20 protein-coding genes are annotated in these 24,532 nt (G+C 43.3%); 10 read left to right on the forward strand and 10 right to left on the reverse strand.

Annotation, left to right across the window (positions count from 1 at the left end):
• Nucleotides 1-140 precede the first annotated feature (140 nt).
• Complete coding sequence (locus tag BW947_RS03030; protein WP_076496847.1) at nucleotides 141-1,952, reverse strand: M61 family metallopeptidase; 1,812 nt, start codon at nucleotides 1,950-1,952, stop codon at nucleotides 141-143.
• Between the two features lie 134 nt (nucleotides 1,953-2,086).
• Between BW947_RS03030 and BW947_RS03035 the strand changes: the two genes are divergently transcribed.
• From BW947_RS03035 to BW947_RS03055, 5 genes are all read left to right on the forward strand, one after another.
• On the forward strand, nucleotides 2,087-4,243 hold the full coding sequence (locus BW947_RS03035; RefSeq protein WP_076496848.1) for a tetratricopeptide repeat protein: 2,157 nt from the start codon (nucleotides 2,087-2,089) through the stop codon (nucleotides 4,241-4,243).
• A 151-nt stretch (nucleotides 4,244-4,394) separates the two neighbouring features.
• Complete coding sequence (locus BW947_RS03040; protein ID WP_076496849.1) at nucleotides 4,395-5,951, forward strand: GGDEF domain-containing protein; 1,557 nt, start codon at nucleotides 4,395-4,397, stop codon at nucleotides 5,949-5,951.
• Between the two features lie 56 nt (nucleotides 5,952-6,007).
• Complete coding sequence (gene ppnN, locus BW947_RS03045) at nucleotides 6,008-7,363, forward strand: nucleotide 5'-monophosphate nucleosidase PpnN (RefSeq protein WP_076496850.1); 1,356 nt, start codon at nucleotides 6,008-6,010, stop codon at nucleotides 7,361-7,363.
• A 59-nt stretch (nucleotides 7,364-7,422) separates the two neighbouring features.
• Nucleotides 7,423-8,205: a flap endonuclease Xni gene (gene xni, locus BW947_RS03050; protein ID WP_076496851.1), complete on the forward strand. Its 783-nt coding sequence runs from the start codon at nucleotides 7,423-7,425 to the stop codon at nucleotides 8,203-8,205.
• 114 nt (nucleotides 8,206-8,319) lie between these two features.
• Nucleotides 8,320-8,742, forward strand: a complete 423-nt coding sequence (locus tag BW947_RS03055; RefSeq protein ID WP_076496852.1) for a DUF3192 domain-containing protein — start codon at nucleotides 8,320-8,322, stop codon at nucleotides 8,740-8,742.
• A 120-nt stretch (nucleotides 8,743-8,862) separates the two neighbouring features.
• On the opposite strand, the gene BW947_RS03060 is transcribed toward BW947_RS03055, so the two are convergent.
• Entirely contained in the window at nucleotides 8,863-11,697 is a 2,835-nt protein-coding gene (locus tag BW947_RS03060) for a S9 family peptidase (protein WP_076496853.1), read from the reverse strand.
• Nucleotides 11,698-11,949: 252 nt separating this feature from the next.
• Between BW947_RS03060 and BW947_RS03065 the strand changes: the two genes are divergently transcribed.
• A complete protein-coding gene (locus tag BW947_RS03065) occupies nucleotides 11,950-12,957 on the forward strand; it encodes an isocitrate dehydrogenase (protein ID WP_076496854.1) in 1,008 nt (335 codons plus the stop codon).
• A 166-nt stretch (nucleotides 12,958-13,123) separates the two neighbouring features.
• Here BW947_RS03065 and rlmM read toward each other — a convergent pair whose 3' ends face one another.
• The 4 genes from rlmM to BW947_RS03085 all read right to left on the reverse strand — a co-directional run bounded on the left by rlmM (nucleotide 13,124) and on the right by BW947_RS03085 (nucleotide 16,374).
• Nucleotides 13,124-14,209, reverse strand: a complete 1,086-nt coding sequence (gene rlmM, locus BW947_RS03070; RefSeq protein ID WP_076496855.1) for a 23S rRNA (cytidine(2498)-2'-O)-methyltransferase RlmM — start codon at nucleotides 14,207-14,209, stop codon at nucleotides 13,124-13,126.
• 178 nt (nucleotides 14,210-14,387) lie between these two features.
• Entirely contained in the window at nucleotides 14,388-14,780 is a 393-nt protein-coding gene (locus tag BW947_RS03075; protein WP_076496856.1) for a DUF423 domain-containing protein, read from the reverse strand.
• 39 nt (nucleotides 14,781-14,819) lie between these two features.
• Nucleotides 14,820-15,482, reverse strand: a complete 663-nt coding sequence (locus BW947_RS03080; protein WP_076496857.1) for an alpha/beta fold hydrolase — start codon at nucleotides 15,480-15,482, stop codon at nucleotides 14,820-14,822.
• Entirely contained in the window at nucleotides 15,463-16,374 is a 912-nt protein-coding gene (locus tag BW947_RS03085; protein WP_076496858.1) for a transcriptional regulator GcvA, read from the reverse strand. The genes BW947_RS03080 and BW947_RS03085 overlap by 20 nt, the downstream gene beginning before the upstream one ends.
• 176 nt (nucleotides 16,375-16,550) lie before the next feature.
• Between BW947_RS03085 and BW947_RS03090 the strand changes: the two genes are divergently transcribed.
• Nucleotides 16,551-16,787 (forward strand): hypothetical protein, encoded by a 237-nt coding sequence (locus BW947_RS03090; RefSeq protein WP_076496859.1) that lies wholly within the window; start codon nucleotides 16,551-16,553, stop codon nucleotides 16,785-16,787.
• A gap of 145 nt (nucleotides 16,788-16,932) precedes the next feature.
• On the opposite strand, the gene thiI is transcribed toward BW947_RS03090, so the two are convergent.
• From thiI to pomA, 3 genes are all read right to left on the reverse strand, one after another.
• Complete coding sequence (gene thiI, locus BW947_RS03095) at nucleotides 16,933-18,387, reverse strand: tRNA uracil 4-sulfurtransferase ThiI (protein ID WP_076496860.1); 1,455 nt, start codon at nucleotides 18,385-18,387, stop codon at nucleotides 16,933-16,935.
• Nucleotides 18,388-18,745: 358 nt separating this feature from the next.
• The gene (locus tag BW947_RS03100) at nucleotides 18,746-19,666 is read right to left on the reverse strand and encodes a flagellar motor protein MotB (RefSeq protein ID WP_076496861.1); all 921 of its coding nucleotides are present in this window, start codon (nucleotides 19,664-19,666) and stop codon (nucleotides 18,746-18,748) included.
• Between the two features lie 3 nt (nucleotides 19,667-19,669).
• On the reverse strand, nucleotides 19,670-20,437 hold the full coding sequence (gene pomA, locus BW947_RS03105) for a flagellar motor protein PomA (RefSeq protein WP_076496862.1): 768 nt from the start codon (nucleotides 20,435-20,437) through the stop codon (nucleotides 19,670-19,672).
• 313 nt (nucleotides 20,438-20,750) lie between these two features.
• Between pomA and xseB the strand changes: the two genes are divergently transcribed.
• From xseB to dxs, 3 genes are read left to right on the forward strand one after another with little or no spacing between them, the layout of a single operon-like run.
• Nucleotides 20,751-20,990, forward strand: coding sequence for an exodeoxyribonuclease VII small subunit (gene xseB, locus BW947_RS03110; RefSeq protein WP_076496863.1), 240 nt, complete (start codon nucleotides 20,751-20,753; stop codon nucleotides 20,988-20,990).
• Nucleotides 20,991-20,992: 2 nt separating this feature from the next.
• Complete coding sequence (ispA, locus tag BW947_RS03115) at nucleotides 20,993-21,874, forward strand: (2E,6E)-farnesyl diphosphate synthase (RefSeq protein ID WP_076496864.1); 882 nt, start codon at nucleotides 20,993-20,995, stop codon at nucleotides 21,872-21,874.
• Between the two features lie 21 nt (nucleotides 21,875-21,895).
• Nucleotides 21,896-23,764 (forward strand): 1-deoxy-D-xylulose-5-phosphate synthase, encoded by a 1,869-nt coding sequence (gene dxs / locus BW947_RS03120; protein ID WP_076496865.1) that lies wholly within the window; start codon nucleotides 21,896-21,898, stop codon nucleotides 23,762-23,764.
• Between the two features lie 132 nt (nucleotides 23,765-23,896).
• Here the strand turns inward: dxs and grpE are convergent, their stop codons facing one another.
• Entirely contained in the window at nucleotides 23,897-24,517 is a 621-nt protein-coding gene (grpE, locus tag BW947_RS03125) for a nucleotide exchange factor GrpE (protein ID WP_076496866.1), read from the reverse strand.
• Nucleotides 24,518-24,532 lie beyond the last annotated feature (15 nt).

Below are 24,532 nucleotides of genomic sequence, written 5' to 3' on the forward strand. Positions count from 1 at the left end.
ATCAAACATAAACAAAGAAAAGGCGCAGCCATCCTAACGATAGCTACGCCTTTTTCATGATAATTAAACCGTTAAATAGTAATTCAAAAAAACCGTTTTTAACACTTAACAGATTAAGTCTGAAGGGTTAAAAATGAACATTAAACCTTAATTGCTAACTCGCCTTTATTATCAAATGGCCAATCAATACCCAACCAAGCCTTAAAAAAGGCTTTTTGCTGCTTTGTGGCTTTAGCTTCCCCTTTTAGCACCAGTGCACCGCTTTGCTGCTCACCGAGTGCAAGCGTAACTTGTTTGATTTTATCGTTACTAAACAATGTCACTTCAATGCTATCACCAGCTTTAAAATCGTTAATACGCTTATCAAAACCAGACGCGGTTACCTTAAGGCCATTTATGGCTAATACTTCATCGCCTGCGGTTATGCCCGCTTGCCACGCGGGGCCATTACGTAGTACTTGGTCTAATAATAAAGAGCCATGGGTGCTACTTAACGTCATGCCGGCAAAGGCTTCAGTTTTTGAATCTTTGCCATAGGACATAACAAGCCCAGCTTGCGCTAACAACTCAGGGAAATCTAAGCTCATAGGGCTATTCACGTTTGCTTGCCACCAAGGCGCATAATCTTTGCCAGATAAATCTTTGAGAATATGCTGCACATCGCTCACCGCATAACCTTTTGGCACACGGTAGTCTTGATATAAACGACGGTGCACATCACGGTAAGAATGCTTAAGCTTAGTGTCTTGCAACAGTGAAAAATCTAAGGCCAGAGAGGTTAAGTAACCCTCAGAGTAAATATTAACACTGTGGTTAATGGCATAATCACCACCCGTGCTGCTCCACTCTCCTGTACTTGCTTCGGCTACTGATTGGGTTTCACGCCCTGGATTGAGTTGATTTTTTTCAACACGTTTAGCTAAATCCTCAAAAAACTCTTTCGCCGTCATCACCCCAGCACGTAGCAACAGCTGGCCTTGGAAATAGCTAGTAGAGCCTTCGGCCATCCACAGTAATTCAGTCATATTTTCATGCTGATAATCGTAAGGCACTAGCCCTTCTGGGCGATATGCCTTCACGTTCCAAGTATGAATAAACTCATGGGATGCCGTACCGATAAAGCGTAGGTAATCTTTGCGCTCACGGAAACTAAAACGTGGTAATTGGATAACGGTAGAATTTAAGTGTTCTGTCGCGCCACTGGCACCATTGGTGGCATGCACCATATACACATAACGGTCAAAAGGATAATCCCCCCAAATTGCCTTAACCTGACCACTTAACGCAGTTAAATCCTTAACGATTTTATCGGTGTCATAATTACCCTCTCCCCAAAATACTAACTCATAGTTTTTGCCATTAGCGCTGAACTGCTTATGAGTACTCACTCCGGTTTCAATTGGGGAATCAATTAATACATCGTAACTAGGTGCAATAAAAGAGTGTGCCAATATCCCTGATGCCATACCCGAATAACTTTGCCAAGTTTCAGGGACGTTTAATTGAACCGATACAGGCTCAGCGCGAAACTGCGGGCTATACATAAATACGCCGCTGGCATCTAAAAAAGCATGGCTCGCATCTATATGGCGCACTCTTTGGCCTAATTCATTGGCATACAACTGATAACTAACGGTAACACGGGTTGGCGCGCTGAGCGCAACTTGCCATTCGCCACTCGCCGTGCGTTTCCAAGGCAGTTCAACACCTTGACTGTCTTTAGCACTAAATAAACGCACGCCATCGGCCAAAGGTAACACTTGATATTTACCCGTGCGCCACACTGGCAAGTTAACCGTAAAATCGGTGCTCTGCACCTCAGGAAAAGTCACGCTCACTTGGGCGATATGATGCTCGGGTTTAACGAGTTCGATTTGATATTTTACATCGGCCAAGACTTGGCCTGAAAATAACGCACTTAATACCAATATTGATAATCTGCTAGGTTCCACTCTTACTTCCTTCTGTTATTATGCTTCTTATAATTTCGCCAAGTATAACAAGTCGATGTAGCATCCTCATTAGGCGCTAACAAAAGCTAACAAAATAAGTTCCTTGACTTAAGGAATGAGGAATCCCTGCTCAAATGCAAAAACTAACGGTTATTTTATTAGCTTTATTACTGTCGATCTCATTTAGCGTACAAAGCAGAGATTTCGAAGCGGATGAAGTTGAGTTTAGGGAAACACCACAGCAAATGTATGATGTGCTGAGCCAATCGATTTCCTTCCCTATTCTTTTTGAAAACCGTGAGCAATTTGAACATGTAGCCAAAGAGCAAGGCTACAGCACCACTGACTTTGAGCATATATTGTATTTGCTTGCTCGATTAAACATGGAGCATAACGTCAAAACGAACGGTGGTATAAAAGACGCCAAAAGTATTATTGAGTGGTTAACAAAGGCGGCACAATCGCCCTATGAACAAGCCGCAGTGGCAATGCTACAAGGGCGTTACCTTGGCCGTGCAGAACAAAAATATCAAGAAGCAATAGGTCAATATAACCAAGCGCTTACTCGTATTAACGATAGCTATGACGTTAATGCGTTAATTTTAAAACATAATATTTATGAACACTTAGGTGCATTACATTTATTAATTCGCCAAGAAGTGCCCGCCTTGATGCATTTTCATACTTACCGCGACATTGCTTACAAACTCAGAAACGATTATTTAATTGCTGCCGCTGAAGCAAGGCTGGGATTTTATTACAATTTTAATCAGCAACTGACTAAATCATTACAGCATTATAGTGAAGCGGTTCGTATTTCAAATAACGCTAACTACCCATTAATGAAAACCCATCTTCAACTGCAACTATCAAAGGTATATCGCGATTTAAAACAGTGGGATGAAGCGCTTAAAAATGCTCACGAAGCCGCTGCTGGTTTTAAAAAAATGGATAACGATACTTACTTATCAAGCTGCATGACAGTGATTGCTATGGTCTATGGTGAGCAAGGGGATTGGAATAAAGCGATCGATTATTACCTTAATGCTCAGCAATTAGATGCAAAACGCGGTAATTATATTGCTCAAGGGCTCAATTTCCACAATCTAGGGCAAGCCTATTCAAATATTAATGACAATGTTAATGCTCTTAAATATTTACTGATGGCTAACCAAATATTCAAAGAAAAACAAAGTTATCATTATCAGGTTTATAACGAGCTGCTTATTGGTGAAATCGCGCAAACTAAGCAAGATTGGCCGCTGATGATGAGTCATGCAAAGATCGCCTTAGCCTTAGCCATCGATATCAAACTCATCGATGAACAAAAATCGGCCTTAACGCTTATCGCCTTCGCAGCTCAAAAACTGGGCGAGTTAACACAAACTATCGACGCCCAAAATCGCATTATTGAGTTAGGTAAAACGGTAGAGGAAACTGATAAAAGCTCTCCCGTATCGGCCTCAGCCCTTGCAGAGCAGCAGCTCAAACTTGAGCTTAACATGCTGCACGCAAAGCTGACCCAGGCAGAAAAGGAAAGCAGTAACATCAAAATGTTACTGCTATTCACTAGCCTTACCATTGGTGTTTTATTGATCATAATTAGCTTTGCGTTATACCATAGACGCAAAATAACGACAGAAAATGCAGCATTAGCCCAATTAACTCTGCAAGACCCTTTTACGCATCAGTTAGGCTATGCTGCGTTATTAGCCCATTTAAGTCATAGCCAAGAATCCACGGCAGCGTTAGGGTTAATTGCTTTCCCCACATTACTCTCGACCGATTTAGACTATGGCCAATATTTTAGCAATACTATGGCCACACAAATTGCCATACGACTAACAGAAGCCTTGGCCACTCCGGTTTACGTAATCCGCCAAGGGGTGCTTGCCGTGCGGTTCAAGCAATCGATAGAACCGATGCAAGTGATTAATCAAATAAGGCACACTCTCGACCAACAACAAATAAAGCATCATTTTCGACTAGGTTTTGCACATTTGCCCTTTTTAGCCAAATCAGAAACTAAAATGGCTGCTAAGCTAAAATTTGAAGCGGTGCAGATGGCTCTTGCATGTGCTCGTAGCTTAGAGGGAAATAATGATTATTATGTCGCATTTAGAGCACTCGATTTTGTACCCTTGAGTTTATTTGCTAATCCTTTATTTTTACACCTTGAAAAAGGCATTGAGCGAGGCTTGATAAGATTAGAAACGAATGGCGATAAAGAGGATATTCGCTGGCCTTGCTGGGAAAACAACCAAGATCGGCAACTACTAGAAAATATTTGATCAATTTCAGTCATTAATCACAGGGGCATCGTTAAATCACATTTGCACTCTATGCCCCATGTTATAACATTAGTGACATAAGTTAACCGCTAATATCAAGACAAAGGATCGTCATGTTTTTTAGCCTTAAAGAGTTAGGACAACATTCAGGATGAAGGATTCAGGCGCTACAGTCTCACAACTTGCTTTACTGCAACAGAAGCTTCATTCGGCAAAAGCGGCCCTCGATGAAGTGAATGAAGATAGGCATGCAAAGTTGCAAATACTACTGCAATTTATTAGTCACTTAAGCCTTGCCTGTAAGGGACAGAATCTTGAGCTAGATAATAAACTTGCCAAACTTCGTCATAACTTAAATACGTTTGAACGAGTTGATGAAGCGTTGCCTGAGTTAGTTGATGTCGAGCGTCTGCTAAAAGGCCAATATTATAATGCTATGGTACAGCTCGAAGAGAGCCGAGCATGTTTGACACGTGTTATCCGTCAGCTACAGCGCGTTAAATCGGCACCCGAAAAGCTCAAAAAAGAAATCAATTATTTCAAGCAAGATCTGGATAAGCCTTTTCATACACTGTGGGAATATATTCCTAAAGTTAAACAGATTATTGGTTTTTACGAAACGATATTACAGCAACAATTTGGTGAATCTGAAAAACTTGATGTTCAGCCAAAACACCAGCAGCTAGCCCATGAGCTAGCACAGATGGTTTCAGAAATTGAGTTTCGTAAAGATCAGCGTGAACAAGTGCTTCAGATTAAAGAAGTACTGGCCTCTGAAGTTGAAATTGATTGTTTACTCGATGCATACCACACCATTTTAGCCTTGTTACTGGATAACATTGCCCGTGAAAAGTCTGCGTCACAAGAGTTTTTATTCGCGCTCAATGATGCTTTAGCCGCAGTTCGTGAGGTGGTGAGTGAATCTTACAATCGTAATCAACGTAGCTTTCTGCTCAAGGCGCAACTTAATCGAGAAATTAACACTTACGTCGATAATGTCGGTGAAGCCATTATTGAGACAGAAGATATCGTTGCACTGAAAGCCCAATTGACGACTCAATTGAGTTCTATCCGTTCAATATTATCCCGCAAAGAAGCCTTAGAACAACGAGATCAAGCACTGTTACTTAAATCAATGGAGACCATGCGTAAAGAGCTCAATGAATTAAGTTATGAGGCAAACACCTACAAAGAGCGTTTATTCGAACAACAGAAACTCAATTTGCTTGATAGTTTAACCCAACTGCCTAACCGCGCGGCCTTAGAAGAACGCATGGACATGGAGTACCGTAACTATCAGCGTCATAAAACGCCGTTATGGGTAGCGATTGCTGACATCGACCATTTTAAAGCGATTAATGACAGTTTTGGCCATAGCACGGGGGATAAAACCCTGCAGGTTATTGCGATGGCGTTAAAAAACTCCCTGCGGGAGTCTGAATTTGTTGCCCGCTATGGCGGTGAAGAATTTGTTCTGTTATTGCCTGATGTGGCTCCTGCTGACATTGCTCAACTTTTAAACAGAGTGCGTGAAAAGATAAAAAATATACCATTTAAATTTAAGAATCAGAGAATTACGGTTACAGTATCTATAGGCGCCGCGCAAGTTATAGGAAGTGAGCTCATAAATGAGACTTTCGAACGCGCCGATGCAGCACTCTATAAAGCAAAACACGAAAGCAGAGACAGGGTTGTGATTGACGTATAATTAAGCCTCACTATACGTTTCTTTTTATCACTCCTGTCAACACGAAGGAGTGGTAAATGATAGTAAAAGTCAGCCCTAAAGGCAGCATGGATCAGCTGTCACAGCTTGAAGTAGAACGACTCAAAAAAAATGCCCAAAGTCCGTTATATCAGTTATATCGCAACTGCTCATTAGCGGTCCTTGCCGCAGGTTTAAAAACAGATAACTCTAAAGCCCTGTTTGAGCAATATCACGATTTCGACATCCATGTGTTACAACGAGAGCGTGGAGTTAAATTAGAGTTAGTTAATCCTCCTGAACAAGCCTTTGTAGATGGCCAAATTATTACTGGCATTCAAGAATATCTATTCTGCGTCTTACGCGACATCCTCTATATCAGCGATAGATATAGCGCACTAGAGCATATTAACCTAACCAATGCCCACCATATTACTAATGTGGTATTCGATATTCTACGAAACGCACGGGCAATTGCACCAATGAAAGATCCTAATGTGATCGTTTGTTGGGGCGGGCACAGTATTAATGCCATCGAATATCAATACACCCGTGAAGTCGGTTATCAGTTGGGCCTAAGAGGACTCGACATTTGTACTGGCTGTGGGCCTGGTGCAATGGAAGGCCCAATGAAAGGTGCAGCAATCGGTCACGCTAAGCAACGGATTAAAAATGCGCGTTATATTGGTTTAACTGAACCGAGTATCATTGCTGCTGAGCCGCCCAATCAAATCGTTAATGAACTGGTGATTTTACCCGATATAGAAAAACGCCTCGAAGCTTTTGTGCGCTTAGGTCACGGTATTATTATTTTTCCTGGTGGCGCAGGCACAGCTGAAGAATTGCTCTATATATTGGGTATTTTACTTAATGAAGAAAATCAAGAAACGCCGTATCCACTAATACTCACCGGCCCTATAGAAAGTGCTGACTACTTCATTAAAATTGATGAGTTTATCGCCTCAACTTTAGGCCCTATCGCGCAGAAAAAGTACCAAATCATTATCGACAACCCCACTGAAGTCGCACGGTTGATGAAACAAGGCATGGAGCAGGTCAAAGCCTATCGCCGCTCAACCGGTGATGCTTACCAATATCAGTGGGCATTAAAAATTGAGCCAGAATTCCAACTACCTTTTATCCCTACGCACGAAGTGATGGCAAATTTAAACTTACACTTTCAAACCGATAAAGCAAAACTTGCTGCCAACCTTCGTAAAGCGTTTTCGGGTATAGTGGCGGGTAATGTCAAGTCAGACACGATCAAACAGATTGAGCACAACGGTCCTTTCCAATTAAAAGGCGATCCACAACTCATGGATATGATGGATACGCTCTTGAATGCATTTGTACAACAACACAGAATGAAACTACCTGGTAGCGCTTATGTTCCTTGTTATCAGATAGTCAAATAGACTGTAAAATACATCATTGAATAATCAAATAAAGTTGCGAGTGAAATAAGTACATCACCATGAACAAGTTTTTAATCATCGATGCTCTCAACTTGGTTCGTCGCATCTACGCGGCGATCCCTGATGACACCGATATACAAAGTTTAACTGAGCGCGTGAGTTTGGCGTGCACTAAACTGCTGCGAGTTCACCGCCCAACCCATGTGGCTATGGTGTGGGACGGTGATGAAATCTCATGGCGCAAACAGCTTTACCCCGATTATAAAAAAGGCCGAAAACCTATGCCAGAACCGTTAGCAATGGGTTTAGCGGCGCTGCAAGCACATTTAAGTACAATAAACATTGGCTCAATTTATGCTGCCGCTGAAGCTGATGATGTGATTGCAACACTAGCAATGAAAATGACTAAAGCTCAAGGTGAAGCGATTATTGTATCCACCGACAAGGGATTTAGTCAGCTCAATCATCGCCACATCAGCCAGTGGGATCATTTTAATCAACAATACCTTGATATCGTTGCTCTGGAGCAAAAGTTTGGGGTCGACCGCAATCAGTTTCTCGATTTAATGGCCTTAGCGGGAGATAGTGGCAATAAAATCCCAGGTATTGCCGGCATTGGCCCAAAATCTGCGGCTGAATTATTAAAAACCTTCAGAACCCTACCCACGTTGTTTTCATCATTATCAAACTTAGGTGCTAAGCAAGCAAAAAAACTCGCCGAAGGCAAAGAGATGGCAAGGCTAAGCTATAAGCTCGCGCAGCTACAAACGGACTTACCGCTTAATATTAATTTAAAAGACTTTCGTGCTATTTATTCCCGGCCTGACAACCCCAGCAATTAAGACCAAACTGCAATTAACCAAGTTGCAACATTTGCATTTACCTAAGAACAACAACAGCGTATTTTATGGCGAACTTAGGTCACTCATCGAATGATGATAAAGGAATAACGATAAATGAAATCAAAAATTTCAGTCATTATTGGTAGTATTTTTGCCGCTTATGTTGCCTTTGTTGCTGTGGTTATACTGGTTTATGAACCGACACCCGATGATATGAGTTGGGAAGATAGACAAGCCTACAATAGCCAGAAAATTAGCGATTTAGTTCTAGGGCAAGATATTACCTCAGTAAAAACATTGCTGGGTAAGGCAGATTTTTCAGAGGCGAAAAGGTTAAAAGAAACTCAATTGCAGGTGTTATTTTATCGCACTCACCATGAAAAATCAGATGGCGTCACCACCAAAGAAGAATGCACTCCGCTTATTTTTGAAAATGGTCAATTGATTGCATGGGGCCAAGATACCTACAAGCAATACCTCGATTCGGGTACAGACACTATGCGCAGTCCGCCCCATGACATCTTAACCAATGAGTAAATACCGCCAACAAAGATATAAAAACGCCACCCAATCGGTGGCGTTTTAGCTTTTACAATCCACTCAGTTACTCAACGATGCAGCAACTTAATAATAAATGGATGACATTAAGCCGACGATTTATTCATCGTCAGCCTTGTACTCGACGTAAGCCTCACCTTTACTGAGCCATGCTGGCGCAGGTGTCCCCTTCAGATAATGGTCAAAATACTGCATCATACGCATACTGTAATCGAGCTTATTAGGGTACTTTTTCAAATGATGTGGCTCGTCCTCATATTGTAAGAACACTACATCTTTACCCGCGCGGCGCATGGCTAAATACATTTCAACCCCTTGCTCCCAAGGAACGGCATCATCTTTATCACCAAACATAATCATTAAAGGCGTTTGAATACGGTCAGCGTAAAATACGGGTGAATTTTCAATATATTTTTGCGGTGCAGCAAACAAACTCGCGCCAATACGACTTTGCCCCGTTTCGTACTGGAACTGACGCGCCACTCCCGTACCATGGCGAATACCGCTATAGGCACTGGTCATATTGGCCACCGGCGCACCCGCGACTGCGGCCTTAAACATCTTAGTTTGCGTGATGGCAAACGCCGTTTGATAACCACTCCAAGAATGACCTTGTAACCCGATTGCATCGGGATCGGCAACGCCCATATCAATGAGCTTCTGCACGCCAGATGTCAGCGCTTGCACAGAACTCGCCCCAGGATAACCAATCTCAAAACGGATATCAGGCAGGAACACTGCATAACCATTATTGATATACCAAGCAAAATTAGGCCGGTGGTTGATGTTCATCTGCGGGAATGCATGCAGCCTATCGGTCATAAATCGATAGTAATAAACCAGCACAGGAACGCGTTTACCCGCTTGATAATTAGTGGGCTTAATCAGTACGCCATCTAACGGCTTACCATCGCCATTGGTCCAGTGAACTAACTCGGCTTTACTCCAATTAAACGCTTGGCGTTGCTTGTCTAAATCGGTCTGCCTCACTGCATTTTGCGGCGCGTTATAACTGGCCGTATACAAATCGGGGAATAAATCAAAGCGTTCCTTAGAAAACACGACAGTATCGGCATCTTTACTGCGGCCCAATACGGTCAACTTATACTCACCTTGCATCAGAGTCTTAACGCCCGCTTCGCCCAGCGTTGCTTGGTAAAAACCATCGGCTTTAGTTTTATCACCATAACCATGGAGTAAAATAGTGGCATTGTAGGCAAGCTCAGTCGGCTCGTCGGGATTATCGACTAAGCCCGCTAGTCGATATTGAATTTTTTGAGTGCGGCCCTTTCCCTCTGTTAAAGTAAAACCGGCTTTAGATTCGGTATTAAATTGCCAAACATCGTATTTGTCATAGACCAATATCCCAGCGTCATCCTTAAGCCAAGGACCAAAACCGTATCCCGGCGCACTAGATGGATAATCATGATCTTCATCGGCAAAACTGACCTTTAGAGATCGGGTTAGGTTAGAGCGCTGCGCCTGGGCAATATCATAAAGATACACATTACCTTGCTGATAATAGACCACATACTTACCGTTACCCGATAAGCTTGGCTCAGCATCACTGGGCTGCTGAGTCAAAAATGGCACCTTAAGGCCTGTATTTATATCAATCAGATAATAGTCTTGATAGAACCCTGCCCAAGTTGCCATTTTGCGATAGGGTAAATCAGAGCTGGCTAACATAAAGCGTTTGTGCTGCGAAATCGTCACATCAGGCACCGTTTTATCACCAAGCTGCACCACATTATTAGAGCCTAAATGTAATACCGCTAGGTAAGTCCGTTTTTGCTCTTTGTCATATTGCTTGATTTCATGAGGCTTAATGCGCGGATCATCACCATGCCATACCTTAAGCCCACGCTGCGCGGTGACAATATCGGTATTAAACAAATCATTTTCTTCGGTAATTTTCTGCAAACTTAACTGCTGACTCACCTCAGGTACACGACCAAAAAACAGTCGTTCACTGTCTAATGAGAAACTTAAACGAGTGTAACGATTAAGCTTCCATTCGGGTGACTCTGGGGGTTTACTTATTTTGCCCGATGACAAATCGACCAAGGATAACTGGTAGTTGCGACCATAGGGTAACTCACTGTCTTTACCTTGGGTGAACGCCAGCCAACGACCATTTTTAGCCAGTGCTAAAGCCCCTACTTGTTGGTTAGACGAGTCAAAAACAACTGTTTTCTTGTGAGTTTTTAAATCCACTAACTGCAACTGATGCTGCTTATTAGTAATATCATTTACCGCTAATGCCAATCTGCGGCTGTTTTTATCAAACACATAGCCAGTAACCTGCTCAATATCGATTTGTTGAGTTAGATTTTCTAAACTAAGCAAAGTAAAACGTCGACCTTGGTCAAACTTATCCACCTTTGGCTTCGCCGATTTTGCTGTACTTGCGGTGCCGACCTCGACTAATGTTTCAGCAACTTTTGGCTCAACTTCTTTTTTGGACTCTTCGTCGGCTTCAAACCAAATAGCCAGATGTTTACCTTCGTCGCTAAAAGCAAATTCCTGCACGCGCTCAAAACGGGTTTGTGTACCCGTTTGGGTATCAAGTAATACCATGGCGGATTTGAGTTTTTTCTTCGCTTTGGCGTCGCTCGTTTCAAGCGTAAGTAAACTCGGTTTAACCACTACAGCAATATAACGACCATCGTGGCTCACTTGCGGATCTGACCCACCAGCAACTTGATAACTTTGTTGTAACGAGATGTTTTTCGCAATGACATGACTATCACCACGGTCAGGCGAGGATTCAACCGCGATAACCTGTCCAGTGTCTGAAATAACCGGTTTACCGAGGGATTCAAAATGCATAATGTCAGTTAGGGTGAGCGGCTTAGTGCTATTTTCCGCTAGTGCTGGCGGTAGTATCCCGATGGATAACAACATCACAGATGTAATAGATATTAACTTCAATGTCTTCCTCTTTTATATATTTGTTAGACTAAAGTAGACTTTTTAACCTTTGGGTTTCCATCATGGTGAGAAGCCCGTCTTTTTACAAGTAATACCACATAAAATATCGTGATATTACTCACTATTCCCTGTGAAGTTTGATCAAAGGTGGGTAAAATAATGCGCAGAAAAAATACCTATTTCATAGTCCTGCCATCCAGTTAATCTGGGGCAGACAATTGCAGTAACCACGAACCGTGGAAGGACTTCTCCATGTCAAAAAGAACGATAACCGTAATTCCAGGTGATGGAATTGGCCCAAGTATCATTGATTCAGCCTTACAAATTCTTGATAAAGTAGGCTGTGATTTTGAATATGAATTTGCCGATGCAGGCCTGACAGCACTCGAAAAACAAGGTGAGTTACTGCCGCAGCGCACTTTAGAGCTAATTGAAAAAAACCGTATTACCCTAAAAGGCCCGCTAACAACGCCTGTTGGTGAAGGTTTTACTTCAATCAACGTCACGTTACGTAAAAAATTCGGTCTATATGCAAACGTCCGCCCAGTGCTATCTTTCAAAGGCACCAAAGCTCGTTACGAAAATATTGATATCATCACTGTGCGTGAAAACACTGAAGGCATGTATTCAGGTTTCGGTCAAAAAGTGTCTGAAGATGGGTTAACGGCAGAAGCGACCAGTGTCATTACTCGTCAAGGTGCTGAGCAAATCGCCACTTTCGCTTATGAGCTGGCACGTAAAGAAAACCGTAAGAAAGTCACTATCGTTCACAAAGCTAACATTATGAAGTCAACCTCAGGTTTGTTCCTGAAAGTGGCTCGTGAAGTGAGCCTACGCTACCCAGACATCAAGACAGAAGAAATGATTGTCGATGCAACGTGCATGAAGCTAGTAATGAACCCAGAAAACTTCGATGTGATCGTTACAACCAACCTGTTTGGTGACATCTTATCGGATCTGTGTGCTGGTTTAGTCGGTGGTTTAGGTATGGCACCCGGTGCAAACATTGGCCGCGATGCGGCAATTTTTGAAGCCGTTCACGGTAGTGCACCTGATATCGCTGGCAAAAATCTAGCAAACCCAACCTCAGTCATTTTAGCGTCTATCCAAATGCTAGAATATTTAGGTATGGCTGACAAAGCAGAGCAAATCCGTAAAGCCGTATCGGCAGTGATTGCAGAAGGCGACCGTACAACTCACGATTTAGGTGGCACGCACGGTACGACTGATTTCACTCAAGCAGTACTTGAGCGTCTGTAATAGTGTATAGCGCGTTACAGACGAGTCTATAACGCGCTTGTTCAATCTTGAGCTTCGGTTTAAAACTCAAATGAACAGGCACTAAAAAGCCCCAAAGTTTCCTTTGGGGCTTTTTGTTATGTCACTTTTAAACCTGCGTCGATTTAGTGCAAGATAATCGCAGGGATTAATTCCACGCGGTATCGGGGCGCAGCCATAAATGCACAGTCACTTCATCTCGGTCATGGTAAAGATGTTTGCACTGCACTTTAAAATCGGTGACACCATTTTCTTTTAGAATAGTCTGCATGGTTTCAAGAATCGCAATGACCTCTTTATAACGACTCTTCATCGGTAATTTAAGGTTAAAAATAGCTTCCTTAAACCAACCGTTAATCGCCCATGCTTCAATTAACTCGGCTACGCGCGCGGGTTTTTCAACCATGTCACACACTAACCAATAGATATTTTTACGCTGTGGTTCAAAACGAAAACCGTCTTCACGGAAATGTTTCACCTGACCCGTTTGCATTAACTTCTCATCCATAGGGCCATTATCTACCGCAGAGACAAACATACCGCGACGCACAAGTTGATAAGTCCAACCGCCTGGACATGCGCCTAAGTCGACTGAATTCATACCACTACGAATACGCTCTTCTTGCTCTTCTTTGGGCACAAACTGACCAAATGCCTCATCAAGTTTTAAGCTAGAGCGACTTGGTGCATCTGCCGCCATTCTTAGGCGTGGAATACCCATAAAATGGGGAGAGCTATTATTACTATAAGAATATCCCACATAAGCACGACCAGGCCCCACAAAACACACGTGGATAATCGGGCGTTTAGGGTTTTCTTGAGTGAGTAAACTACCCGATTTTTTCAAATGCTGACGCAAAGGTACGGTGAATTTACGGCAAAAGGCCGATAACTCTTTGGCTTCGTTGGTATCTGGCGTTTCAACGCGTAATTCACCCGCTTTACTGACATCACTTAAGGCGGCAACGATTGGCGTCACTCTGTCATTTTCTGGCAAGTCGATTAATAAATCACTGGCGGCAAACATTTGGCGAGCAAAAATTAATGAAGCAAGTGGTAATTGCTTAACTAACGCCTCAGCTGCATCGTCTTCAAAGCCTTGGAAGACCACATAAGCGTCATTGTTGTTCGCTTTAACAAAGCCGCCGATATTAAGCTCTGCGGCGCGCTGCTGAATTTCTGCCGCGCATTCTTTTTCAAAGCCAGCACGGCAAAATAAAAATAGGTTTTTCATGGGGATCCCTGAGAAATCCAAGCCAAAGTTATGGCTGACTATCAATTTGGGCGCCAGTATAGCAATTTAAGTAAAAAAATGCCCTATTTGCCGTCAATGCAAACAAGGCATCAGTGTCTTGCTGATTAAAACGATTCAGCCGATTTTAAAGCTTAAAAACGAACGTTAATTTTCTACATTACGACTCATGGCCATCCACCACTTTATGACGCCATACCGCCGCGGCAAATAGTAACCAACCGAGTAAAAAGCATCCGCCGCCAATTGGCGTAATGGGCCCAAGCCATTTAGTGCCAATAAGTGCCAATCCATATAACGAACCAGAAAATAGCATAATACCTACAATAAATAGGTATGCCGCCCAGTCCAATAAACGTGACGTCAGCCATTGGCCAGAAAACGCGACCATAACCAAGGCAAAAGTATGATAGAAATGATATTGCACACCTAAGTTAAACACTTCAATTAAGTCTGGTGGCGCGACAGCCTTAAGACCGTGGGCACCAAAGGCACCTAAAGCAACCGCTAAAAATCCGCTCATAGCGGCGAGTAATAATAAACCTTTACGCATTTAACACCCCTGCTTAAATAGCCTTAATTCATTCAACATTCATGTAAGTACATTCTGTTCAGTAATAAAATTGCTTGATAAATCAATGGCACGAGCCAGATTAGCCGCTTCTGTGGTACCTGACGACTTTCTTGGAGTAAAACTATGATCGCCATCAGTTATCCAAGCGAGTTTTATCTCAGGTTTCAACGGCCAACTCGGTATTTGCTCTTTGCCACCAAACTTATCCCGCTCGCCTTGCACAACTAATACCGGGACTTGGCATTCATTCAACGGCTCCAATCTAGGATCGCCGCCTTTGAGCGGTACAAAGGGATAGCCTAAACAAATGACGCTATCGATGCGCGTAGCTAACAGCGGATCACATGCTAATAGCGCCGCCATGCGGCCGCCCATCGATTTACCCATCAGTATCACACGTTCAACTGCTGGCAATGATTGAGCAATATCGAGCATCTGTGTCAAACAAGCGAGCAATTTAGGTGCACGGTCCGGTGGACGTCTTTTGCCGTCAACAGCATTTGCCTGCATATACGGAAAATTAAAGCGTATGACCTGAAAACCCTTAGCCACCAGCCCCGCGGACATCGCCTGCATAAAATCTGAGTCCATGTTAGCCCCTGCGCCATGAGCAAATAAAATCAAGCTACTTGCAGGCAGCCCCTCTACGATATAACTGGGCTTATCCGGGCAACAACTCACTACGTGACTCCTCAGCAAACATGTCTAGCATCCATTCGCGAAACGCTACAACCTTGCCCAGTTCAGCATGGTTTTGCTGACAAACTAAGTAGTATGCATCCTTACTCACCAATACTTCTTCAAATGGGCACACAAGTCGCCCCGCTTTTATATCGGGACGTGCCAGTACGCTATAGCCCAATGCCACACCTTGACCATGGGCTGCAGCTTGCAATACCAAAGATGAATGACTAAAAATAGGCCCTTGGTTCACATTAATATCAGTAATCCCACACTGCCTAAACCATGCCTGCCAATCGTGACGATTCATGTCATGTAAGAGTGTGTGATATTTCAAATCACTCGGTTGTGATAGTGGTTTTGTACCATTGAGTAACATGGGCGAACACACGGGAATAAGCACTTCGTTTCTGAGCTTATCAGCGCGCAGGCCAGGCCAACTGCCTAAGCCATAATAAATAGCGACATCGACGTCGTCCGTTAAAGAACTCGACTCACTATCTACCGCTTTAATGCGTACATCAATATCAGGATTTTTTTCACTGAACTTGGCTAAACGAGGCACTAACCACTGGATAGCAAAACTCGGCGACATACTTACAGTGAGCGAACCTACTGCACTGCGAGCTAATAGCCGGTCAGTGGCGTCGGCGAGTTGAATAAAGACGTCTTTAATGTCAAGAAAGTAACTCTGCCCTTCTTCAGTTAATAATAAAGAACGATTCTTTCGGCGAAATAATTTTAATCCGAGAAAATCTTCTAATGCCTTAATTTGATGGCTTACCGCAGCTTGGGTAACGAACAATTCTTCCGCCGCTCGGGTAAAACTCAAGTGCCGCGCCGCGGCTTCAAACGCTTTAACCGCGTTCAGCGGTGGTAATCGTCTTGACATCGTGATCTCTATCTCATTTTTTAATTAGTTTTTCTAATCCTTATTGTTACATTTAATCGTTTGTAAAGGCCAGCTATTTTGGTTAAATTTTGTGCCAGAGAAACACACTAGTTAGACAATCTCGAATCGGTGATGGGAATGTCTGACAGCGTCATTTTGTCAGCCCGGAGGCGACTATGTTCAATGTAAAATCGGCGTTTGCGTTAGTTTTTATCGCTGCACTCAGTTTTAATGCCAATGCTAACGTGTTCGCTGACGAAATCGTCATCGATACTAGCGACTTACAAACAAGTATTACTGCAGACTTAGGTGCCGCGATGGATAAAATGCATCAAGAGCTACTGCAAGAAGCCACACTGTTGATTGCTGAGGATGATGCGATTAACACCCCGCAGGTTGTTAAAGCCCAATAGTTGATAAACGATTTCAGGTTGTTTTACAGAAGTTATCAAAATAAAAAACCGCATTAATATGCGGTTTTTTATTTTTTGTGTTTAATCGAACTAAAAGCCTACTGCTACGGTTCATTCTCCGCGCAATAAGCTCATTTACACGGTTTTATGGGCGATACACTTTCACGTTGCTGTAACCTTGCTCAATTAAATATAGCGCCTGTAATTTACTCATCACCCCGCGTTCACAATACAATAAGTAGGTCTTTTGCTTATCGAGATCGGCAAACTGAGTCGCTAACTTGAAGAAAGGAATTTGTTTGATCTCTACCCCTTCAATTTGCAACGGTTTACGCTCTTCTTCTTCGGGAGCGCGAATATCAATAACCACTTCATTAGCATCAATGCTGGCAACAATTTCAGTCTCAGTTATCTGAGTATCCATTTGTTCAGCTATTTCCCTAATATCAATAGTGACAGATTGAGCGATGATTTGATCAATCAAGTCCTCTGAGAATTTCTTCTCTTCCGCCTCGACTTTCGCTAGTACCGCCTTCACCGTAGGCTTTTGCGAAATAACGCCGCAGTATTCTGGCATCGATTTGGCAAAGTCTTCCGTACCAATTCGGCGACTTTCATTGATAATGTCTTGTTTATCCATGGCAATCAGCGGACGTAAAATTAATAGCTCTGTACAACGGTCAATCACGTTAAGATTGGTTAACGTCTGGCTAGACACTTGGCCTAAGCTCTCACCGGTCACCAGTGCTTGAATGCCCATACGTTCAGCAATACGCGCCGCAGTGCGCATCATCATGCGTTTAAGCACAACACCCATTTGACCGTTCTCAATACGCTCTAAAATTTCCGCTACAACAGGTTCAAAAGGGATTGAAATGAATTTAACTTTATGGGATTCACCGTAGGTTTTCCATAAATGGTAGGCCACTTGCTTAACGCCAATTTCATGCTGCGCGCCGCCCAAATTTAAAAAGCAGTAGTGGGTACGAGCGCCTTTTTTGATAAATTGATAGCTAGAGACACCTGAATCAAAACCACCCGAAATCAATGACAATACATCTTCCTGCGTCGCCATTGGGAAACCGCCTAAGCCTTCAATACGCTTAGTGACCATGTACAGATTATCGCGGTCAATTTCGAGGTTAACGGTAATATCGGGATTTTTTAAACGCACGCCAACGGCATCAGTAAACTGATTTAAGCCGCCGCCAACATAACGCTCAACCTCAATCGACTTAAAATCATGATCGCCAGAGCGTTTCACTCGCACGCAAAAGGCTTTGCCCGCAAGTTGGTCACGATAGACGGGTAAAACTTGCTGATAAATATCATCCACAGATTCAAAGCTGTATTCATCAACTTGCACAACATGTGCAATACCCGGAATACATGCCAGACGCTCACCAAAGGCTTGGGCTAACTCAGGTTTGTCCTTAGGTACCATCACCATAATGCGATCCCATTGACGTTGGACTTTAGCGTCCTCATCAACTTTTTTCAGCACATTACGAATATTGGTTTCGAGCATTTTGGTGAAGCGCATACGAACTGGTTTGCTCTTCATCATGATTTCTGGATACAGCTTTACAATAAACTTCATGGGATTTCCGCGGGCAATTTTGAAAAAGTAAAATTGGCTAAAATAATAATCGGGGGATTATATACCCAAGTAACCTAAACATGCGAGTTTCAGCGGGCTTGTACCGCCGTAATCCAAGCTATTTTCGTATCTAAAATCACATTGCATTTGAGTGTGTTTATCGACTAAAAACTCACTAAAATTAACACTCTACTGCAATGATACAATTACCCTACTGTATTTAAGTACTCTACATTTAAGTACTCCAAAATATTGCTAAAAAATCAAAGTTTTTATCCTTAACGTAAAAATTTGGCGCATAAAAAAGCCGCGATATTATCGCGGCGGTAAAACAAAACATAACCGGGCATATGAACAGCTACTTGCCGATTTGAATCTCTTCCGACTCTTTCGCTTTGCCTTGCTCTATCGCAATTTCTACTCTGCGATTACGGGCACGATTCTCCGCTGAATCGTTAGGTACTATTGGGTTATTCGATGCCATACCGACTACTTTCATTCGTTTAGCATCAAAACCTTTAACCTGTAATAATTCATGGGCTACGGCTACCGCACGTTTACTAGATAGATCCCAGTTAGAACTATAAAGTTCATCACTAATTTGCATGTCATCGGTGTAACCTGACACGGTAATAATCCCTGGCACATCTTTTAACAGTTCACCCACAGAATGCACTACCGGTTTAAATCGAGGTTGTAGAAAACCAGAGCCCGAAGCAAACGAGCCCTTTTCACGGATACGGATAATAATCTGCTGGCCCAAAGATTCAATTTCAATCGAACCATCAATAATTTCTTTATTGAGCTCTTGTGCCATTCTCTTGACTTGCTCGTTGATCTTTTCCTGTGCAGCGCTCTCTTCGGCTTCAACGGCTTTGGCAATATCCTGCGCCGTTACACTCGCTTCACCACCGCGCTGGGAACCATCTTGCTGTTGTGAACCACCAGAACTATCGTCTTCACCCGCTTTATAATCCAGCACGGGCTCAGTCATTTCATTAGTTTGTTGATTGATAATCTCAATCGGCGTGGGATCTGGGCGACCGGGCCTAAACTCTAAAGCAATAACTGAGGTACCTTTAGGAATATCTTTCAGCTCAACTTTATTTTGCACACCAAAAGCGTATTTCATCGAGCCTGCAATCTGTTGAAATTTCAACACGTCCATTTCAGAAAATGACAATAGCAACACGAAAAAACACATCAACAACGACATCAAGTCGGCAAATGTTGCCAACCAAGCCGGTGCGCCGGGCGGTGGACAGTTGCACTTAGCCATGGGCTACTCTCCGTCCGTGGTATCAATTTTGCGATTTTTTTCAGCCAAATAATTTTTCAAGAAGCCTTCGATCACACGGGGATTTTGTCCGTCTTGAATAGCAAGTACAGCATCCATAATCAAATTACGATTAAGCATCTCTTCCCCCATGCGCAGCGATAATTTATCCGCAACTGGGATAGCAACCATGTTTGCCATCATAGAACCGTATAATGTGGTTAACAGCGCTACCGCCATAGAGGGGCCAATCGACTTAGGATCTGACATGTTGGACAACATAGCAACCAGACCAACCAGCGTACCAATCATCCCCATCGCAGGCCCAACATCACCGACGGCTCTAAATATGGCAATCCCGGTGCGATGACGTTCTTCTGTCAAAGCAATATCTTTCTCTAATGCTGCACGGACGACTTCACCATCATGACCATCAACTAACATATCAACGGCTTTTTGCATGAAACTATTGGTGATTTGTGCTTCTTCCAAGGCCAAAAAACCACCTTTACGAGCGGCATCAGCCATAGCAACCGCTTGTTCAATCAAATCTTCGGGCTTATCAAGCTTAAATATAAACGCTTTGGCTGCAATTTTTACCGCTCCAAAAAATTGTTTAAGATTAAACTTCATCATGACCACAAAGAAGGAGCCACCAAACACAATTAGAATCGAAGGCACATCGACGAAAATCATTAAGCCGCCACTCGTCACCATAGCGCCGAGAATAAAAGCAAAAGCCCCCACTATTCCTATTATTGTTGCTAAATCCACGACGGCTCCTCAATTTTTTCAATAAACAACATAATACTTACTCTGGGTAAGCAATGGCACTCAGATAATCGATTGAGTGAAAATCCTGCTGACCATACGTGTGAGACTTGTGTATCGAGCTCAAAATTACGATACAAATGATGATACTATTGTCAGTTATCGGACATACACTAAGCAAGTTTAGCGACTATTTATATTTTCTGGAAAAAATTCAGTTACAAAGCGTGCGATTGAGCAAATATTTATCGTCTGAATTTGACCCTTGCGTCGCCCTGATATACCTTGTGTCCGCTAAATTAAAGGAAATATAAACGTGGCTAAAAAACCCGAAAATCTCAGTTTCGAAGAATCCCTTGGCGAGCTAGAGCGCATCGTTGCCGATTTAGAGCAAGGCGATATCTCACTTGATGACGCGTTAAAACAATTTGAACGCGGCATTAATCTCGTACGAAACAGCCAAGCCAAACTCGAACAAGCTCAACAAAAAGTGGCCATTTTATTGAAACCAGATGAAAATGCGCCTCTGTCCCCCTATGCCGTTGAGGGCGAATAAGCGTGCTAGCCAGTACCATTCAAGAATATCAGCAACGTGTTGATAATCAATTAAAACAGCGTTTTAATACGCTTGAAGATAGCGCTCCTACATTAAAAGCTGCCATGACTTACGGCGCTTTATTAGGTGGCAAACGCATTCGTCCATTTCTGGTTTACAGTATCGGGCGCATGTTTGGGCTTGAACTCGATAAGTTAGATGCATGCGCCGCAGCCATTGAATGTATTCATGCTTACTCACTTATCCATGACGATTTACCTGCTATGGATAATGATGAACTGCGCCGTGGTCAGCCCACAGTGCATATCGCTTTTGATGAGGCGACCGCTATTTTAGCGGGAGATGCGCTGCAAACCTTAGCCTTTGAAATTATTACCGAGCCCCTAGTAGGGATCAGCAGCGAACAACATATTGCCATGGTGCGAGTTTTAGCTAAAGCTTCAGGCTATCGTGGCATGTGCGGTGGTCAAGCAATAGATTTAGCTTCAACCAATAAAAATATTGATCTTAACGCACTAACTCAATTACATAATATGAAAACCGGCGCGCTTATTAGTTGCGCCGTTGAGTTAGCTTTAATTGCCGCTAATGCGCCTAAAGAACACTATATTGCTATGATGGATTTTGCCCGTGCCATCGGGCTCGCCTTCCAAGTACAAGACGATATCCTCGATATCATAGCCACTACCGAAGAGCTCGGTAAGCCGCAAGGCTCTGATACAGAATCAAATAAGAGTACTTTTCCACAATTACTTGGACTACAAGGCGCACAAGATACCGCCAAACAACTGGTCCAAGAAGCACTATCAGTGCTGGCTAAATTGCCCTACAATAGTCAGTTAATTGCAGATTTCGCCCGCTATATCATTGAGCGAAGAATATAATAAGAGTCGAAGTATCTCGCTATGAGTTTGGACATTTCTCAGTTTCCCGTGTTGGCACAGGCCAACACCCCTAATGAACTCCGCCAACTTCCTCAGGCACTTTTACCACAAGTGGCCGATGAATTACGCGAGTTCCTGCTTAAGTCTGTTGGCATGTCCAGCGGTCATTTTGCCTCTGGCCTAGGCACGGTAGAGCTCACCGTTGCATTGCACTATGTCTACAATACTCCTTTTGACCGTTTGATTTGGGATGTTGGCCATCAAGCCTACCCGCATAAAATCCTTACAGGTCGTCGCGATAGAATGCAGACTATTCGGCAAAAAGAGGGTTTGCACCCTTTTCCTTGGCGTGAAGAAAGTGAATATGACACTTTTAGTGTCGGTCATTCGGGTACATCAATCAGCGCAGCACTGGCGATGGCAATTATCGCTGAAAAAGAGCAAGCGGGTCGTAAAGTTGTTGCCGTAATCGGCGATGGTGCGATGACAGGCGGTATGGTGTTTGAAGCCATGAACCACGCAGGCGACTTGCACAATGACATGCTTGTTGTGTTAAATGACAACGAAATGTCGATTTCTGAAAATGTCGGTGCGCTTAATAACCATTTAGCACAACTGATGTCAGGCCGTTTTTATACTACGCTGCGCGAAGGCGGCAAGAAAGTGTTGAAAGGCATGCCCGTCATCAAAGAAATGGCTAAGCGTACTGAAGAACACCTTAAAGGTATGGTGGTTCCTGGCACTTTATTTGAAGAGTTAGGTTTCAACTATATTGGCCCAATCGATGGCCACGATGTTGATGCTCTGGTCGAGACCATGCGTAATATGCGCAATCTTAAAGGTCCACAGGTGCTGCACATCATGACTAAGAAAGGTCGTGGTTATGAGCCTGCTGAAAAAGATCCTATCGGTTGGCATGCGGTGCCTAAGTTTGACCCATCGCTGTTTAAAAAACCGGCCACAAAACCCGGTTTACCGACCTTTTCGCAAGTGTTTGGTAAATGGTTATGCGACATTGCCGAACAAGATGAAAAAGTATTAGCGATTACCCCTGCCATGCGCGAAGGTTCGGGCATGGTGGAGTTTTCCCAACGCTTCCCGAAACAATATTTTGATGCCGCGATAGCCGAACAACACGCCGTAACCCTAGCGGCGGGTTTTGCCTGCGAAGGTTACAAACCGGTAGTGGCAATTTACTCCACATTTTTGCAACGCGCCTACGATCAGCTGATTCACGATGTAGCACTACAACAATTACCGGTATTATTTGCCATTGATCGCGGCGGTATTGTCGGTGCGGATGGGCCAACCCATCAAGGCGCATTTGATTTAAGCTTTATGCGCTGCATTCCAAACATGGTCATTATGGCGCCATCGGACGAAAACGAATGTCGTCAAATGCTCTACACAGGTTATTGCTATAACGCTGGCCCAAGTGCAGTACGCTACCCTAGAGGCAGTGCAACAGGTGAAACTCAGGTCGAGACCATGACAGCCTTACCGATAGGTAAAGGCGTTGTTAAGCGTACTGGTGAACGCGTTGCCATTCTCAACTTTGGTACGACTTTAGCTTCCACATTGACGGCAGCTGAAAGCTTAAATGCAACAGTAGTCGACATGCGCTTTGTAAAACCGCTGGATATTGAACTGGTCAAAGAAATGGCTAAAAGCCATGACGTACTGGTTACAGTGGAAGAAAATGCGATTATGGGCGGCGCAGGGTCTGGCGTCCTTGAACTGCTACAAAAGTTAAAGATGCCTAAGCCTGTATTGCAAATCGGTTTACCAGATGAGTTTATTAAGCACGGCGCACCAGAAGAAGTCACCCACGACTTACAACTGGATGCTGAAGGCATACTGGCGCAAATTAATACCTATTTAGCACAATAAGCTATTGAGCTTTAGAGGCGCTATTTTGTAAGACGTTAGCGACTCTCATAAAAAATTTCGCCCATAAAAAAGGACTGCTATTGCAGTCCTTTTTTGTCGCTGTCTTTATAACAGCTGCCTAGCCAATAAAGCTTAAGCTTCGATATCTATCGTTGCGCTTTCTTGGTTAGGGCTGCCTTGTGACACCATAACCATCGCAGGGCGTAGTAAGCGGCTATTCAGCTCATAACCCTTTTGCATCACCAACATCACAGTGTTAGCAGGGAATTCACTGCTTGGTTGCATGCCAATCGCTTGATGTAGATCTGGGTTAAATGACTGACCTTGTGGATCAATTTGTTTAACACCAAATTTAGCCACCGCGGTAAGCAAGCTTTTTTGAGTTAACTCAACGCCTTGATAAATCGCTTTCGTCGCGTCATCTTCTGGGTTTGTCCCCATTAAAGCGCGTTCCATATTATCAAGAACTGGCAAAAGTTCACTTGCAAATTTGTCTAAGGCAAATTTATTCGCTTTTTCCACATCCATTGCAGCGCGACGACGAATATTATCCACTTCGGCGGCGGCGCGGATCACTGAATCCTTTTGTTCTTCAACTTTCGCCAAAGCGTCAGCGAGTAACTGTTCCAGCTCTTCAATACGGAAATTGGCCTGGGTAAGCTCATCGATAAGACTTGCTTCTGTGGTAGACACTTCAGACTCTACACCCTCTTGGATCAGATCTTGTTCTACTTTAATCGATTCGTTGCTCATTTTCACTCCAGCTAA

It is taken from the genome of Shewanella morhuae (genome assembly GCF_900156405.1).
Classification (GTDB): Bacteria; Pseudomonadota; Gammaproteobacteria; order Enterobacterales; family Shewanellaceae; genus Shewanella; species Shewanella morhuae.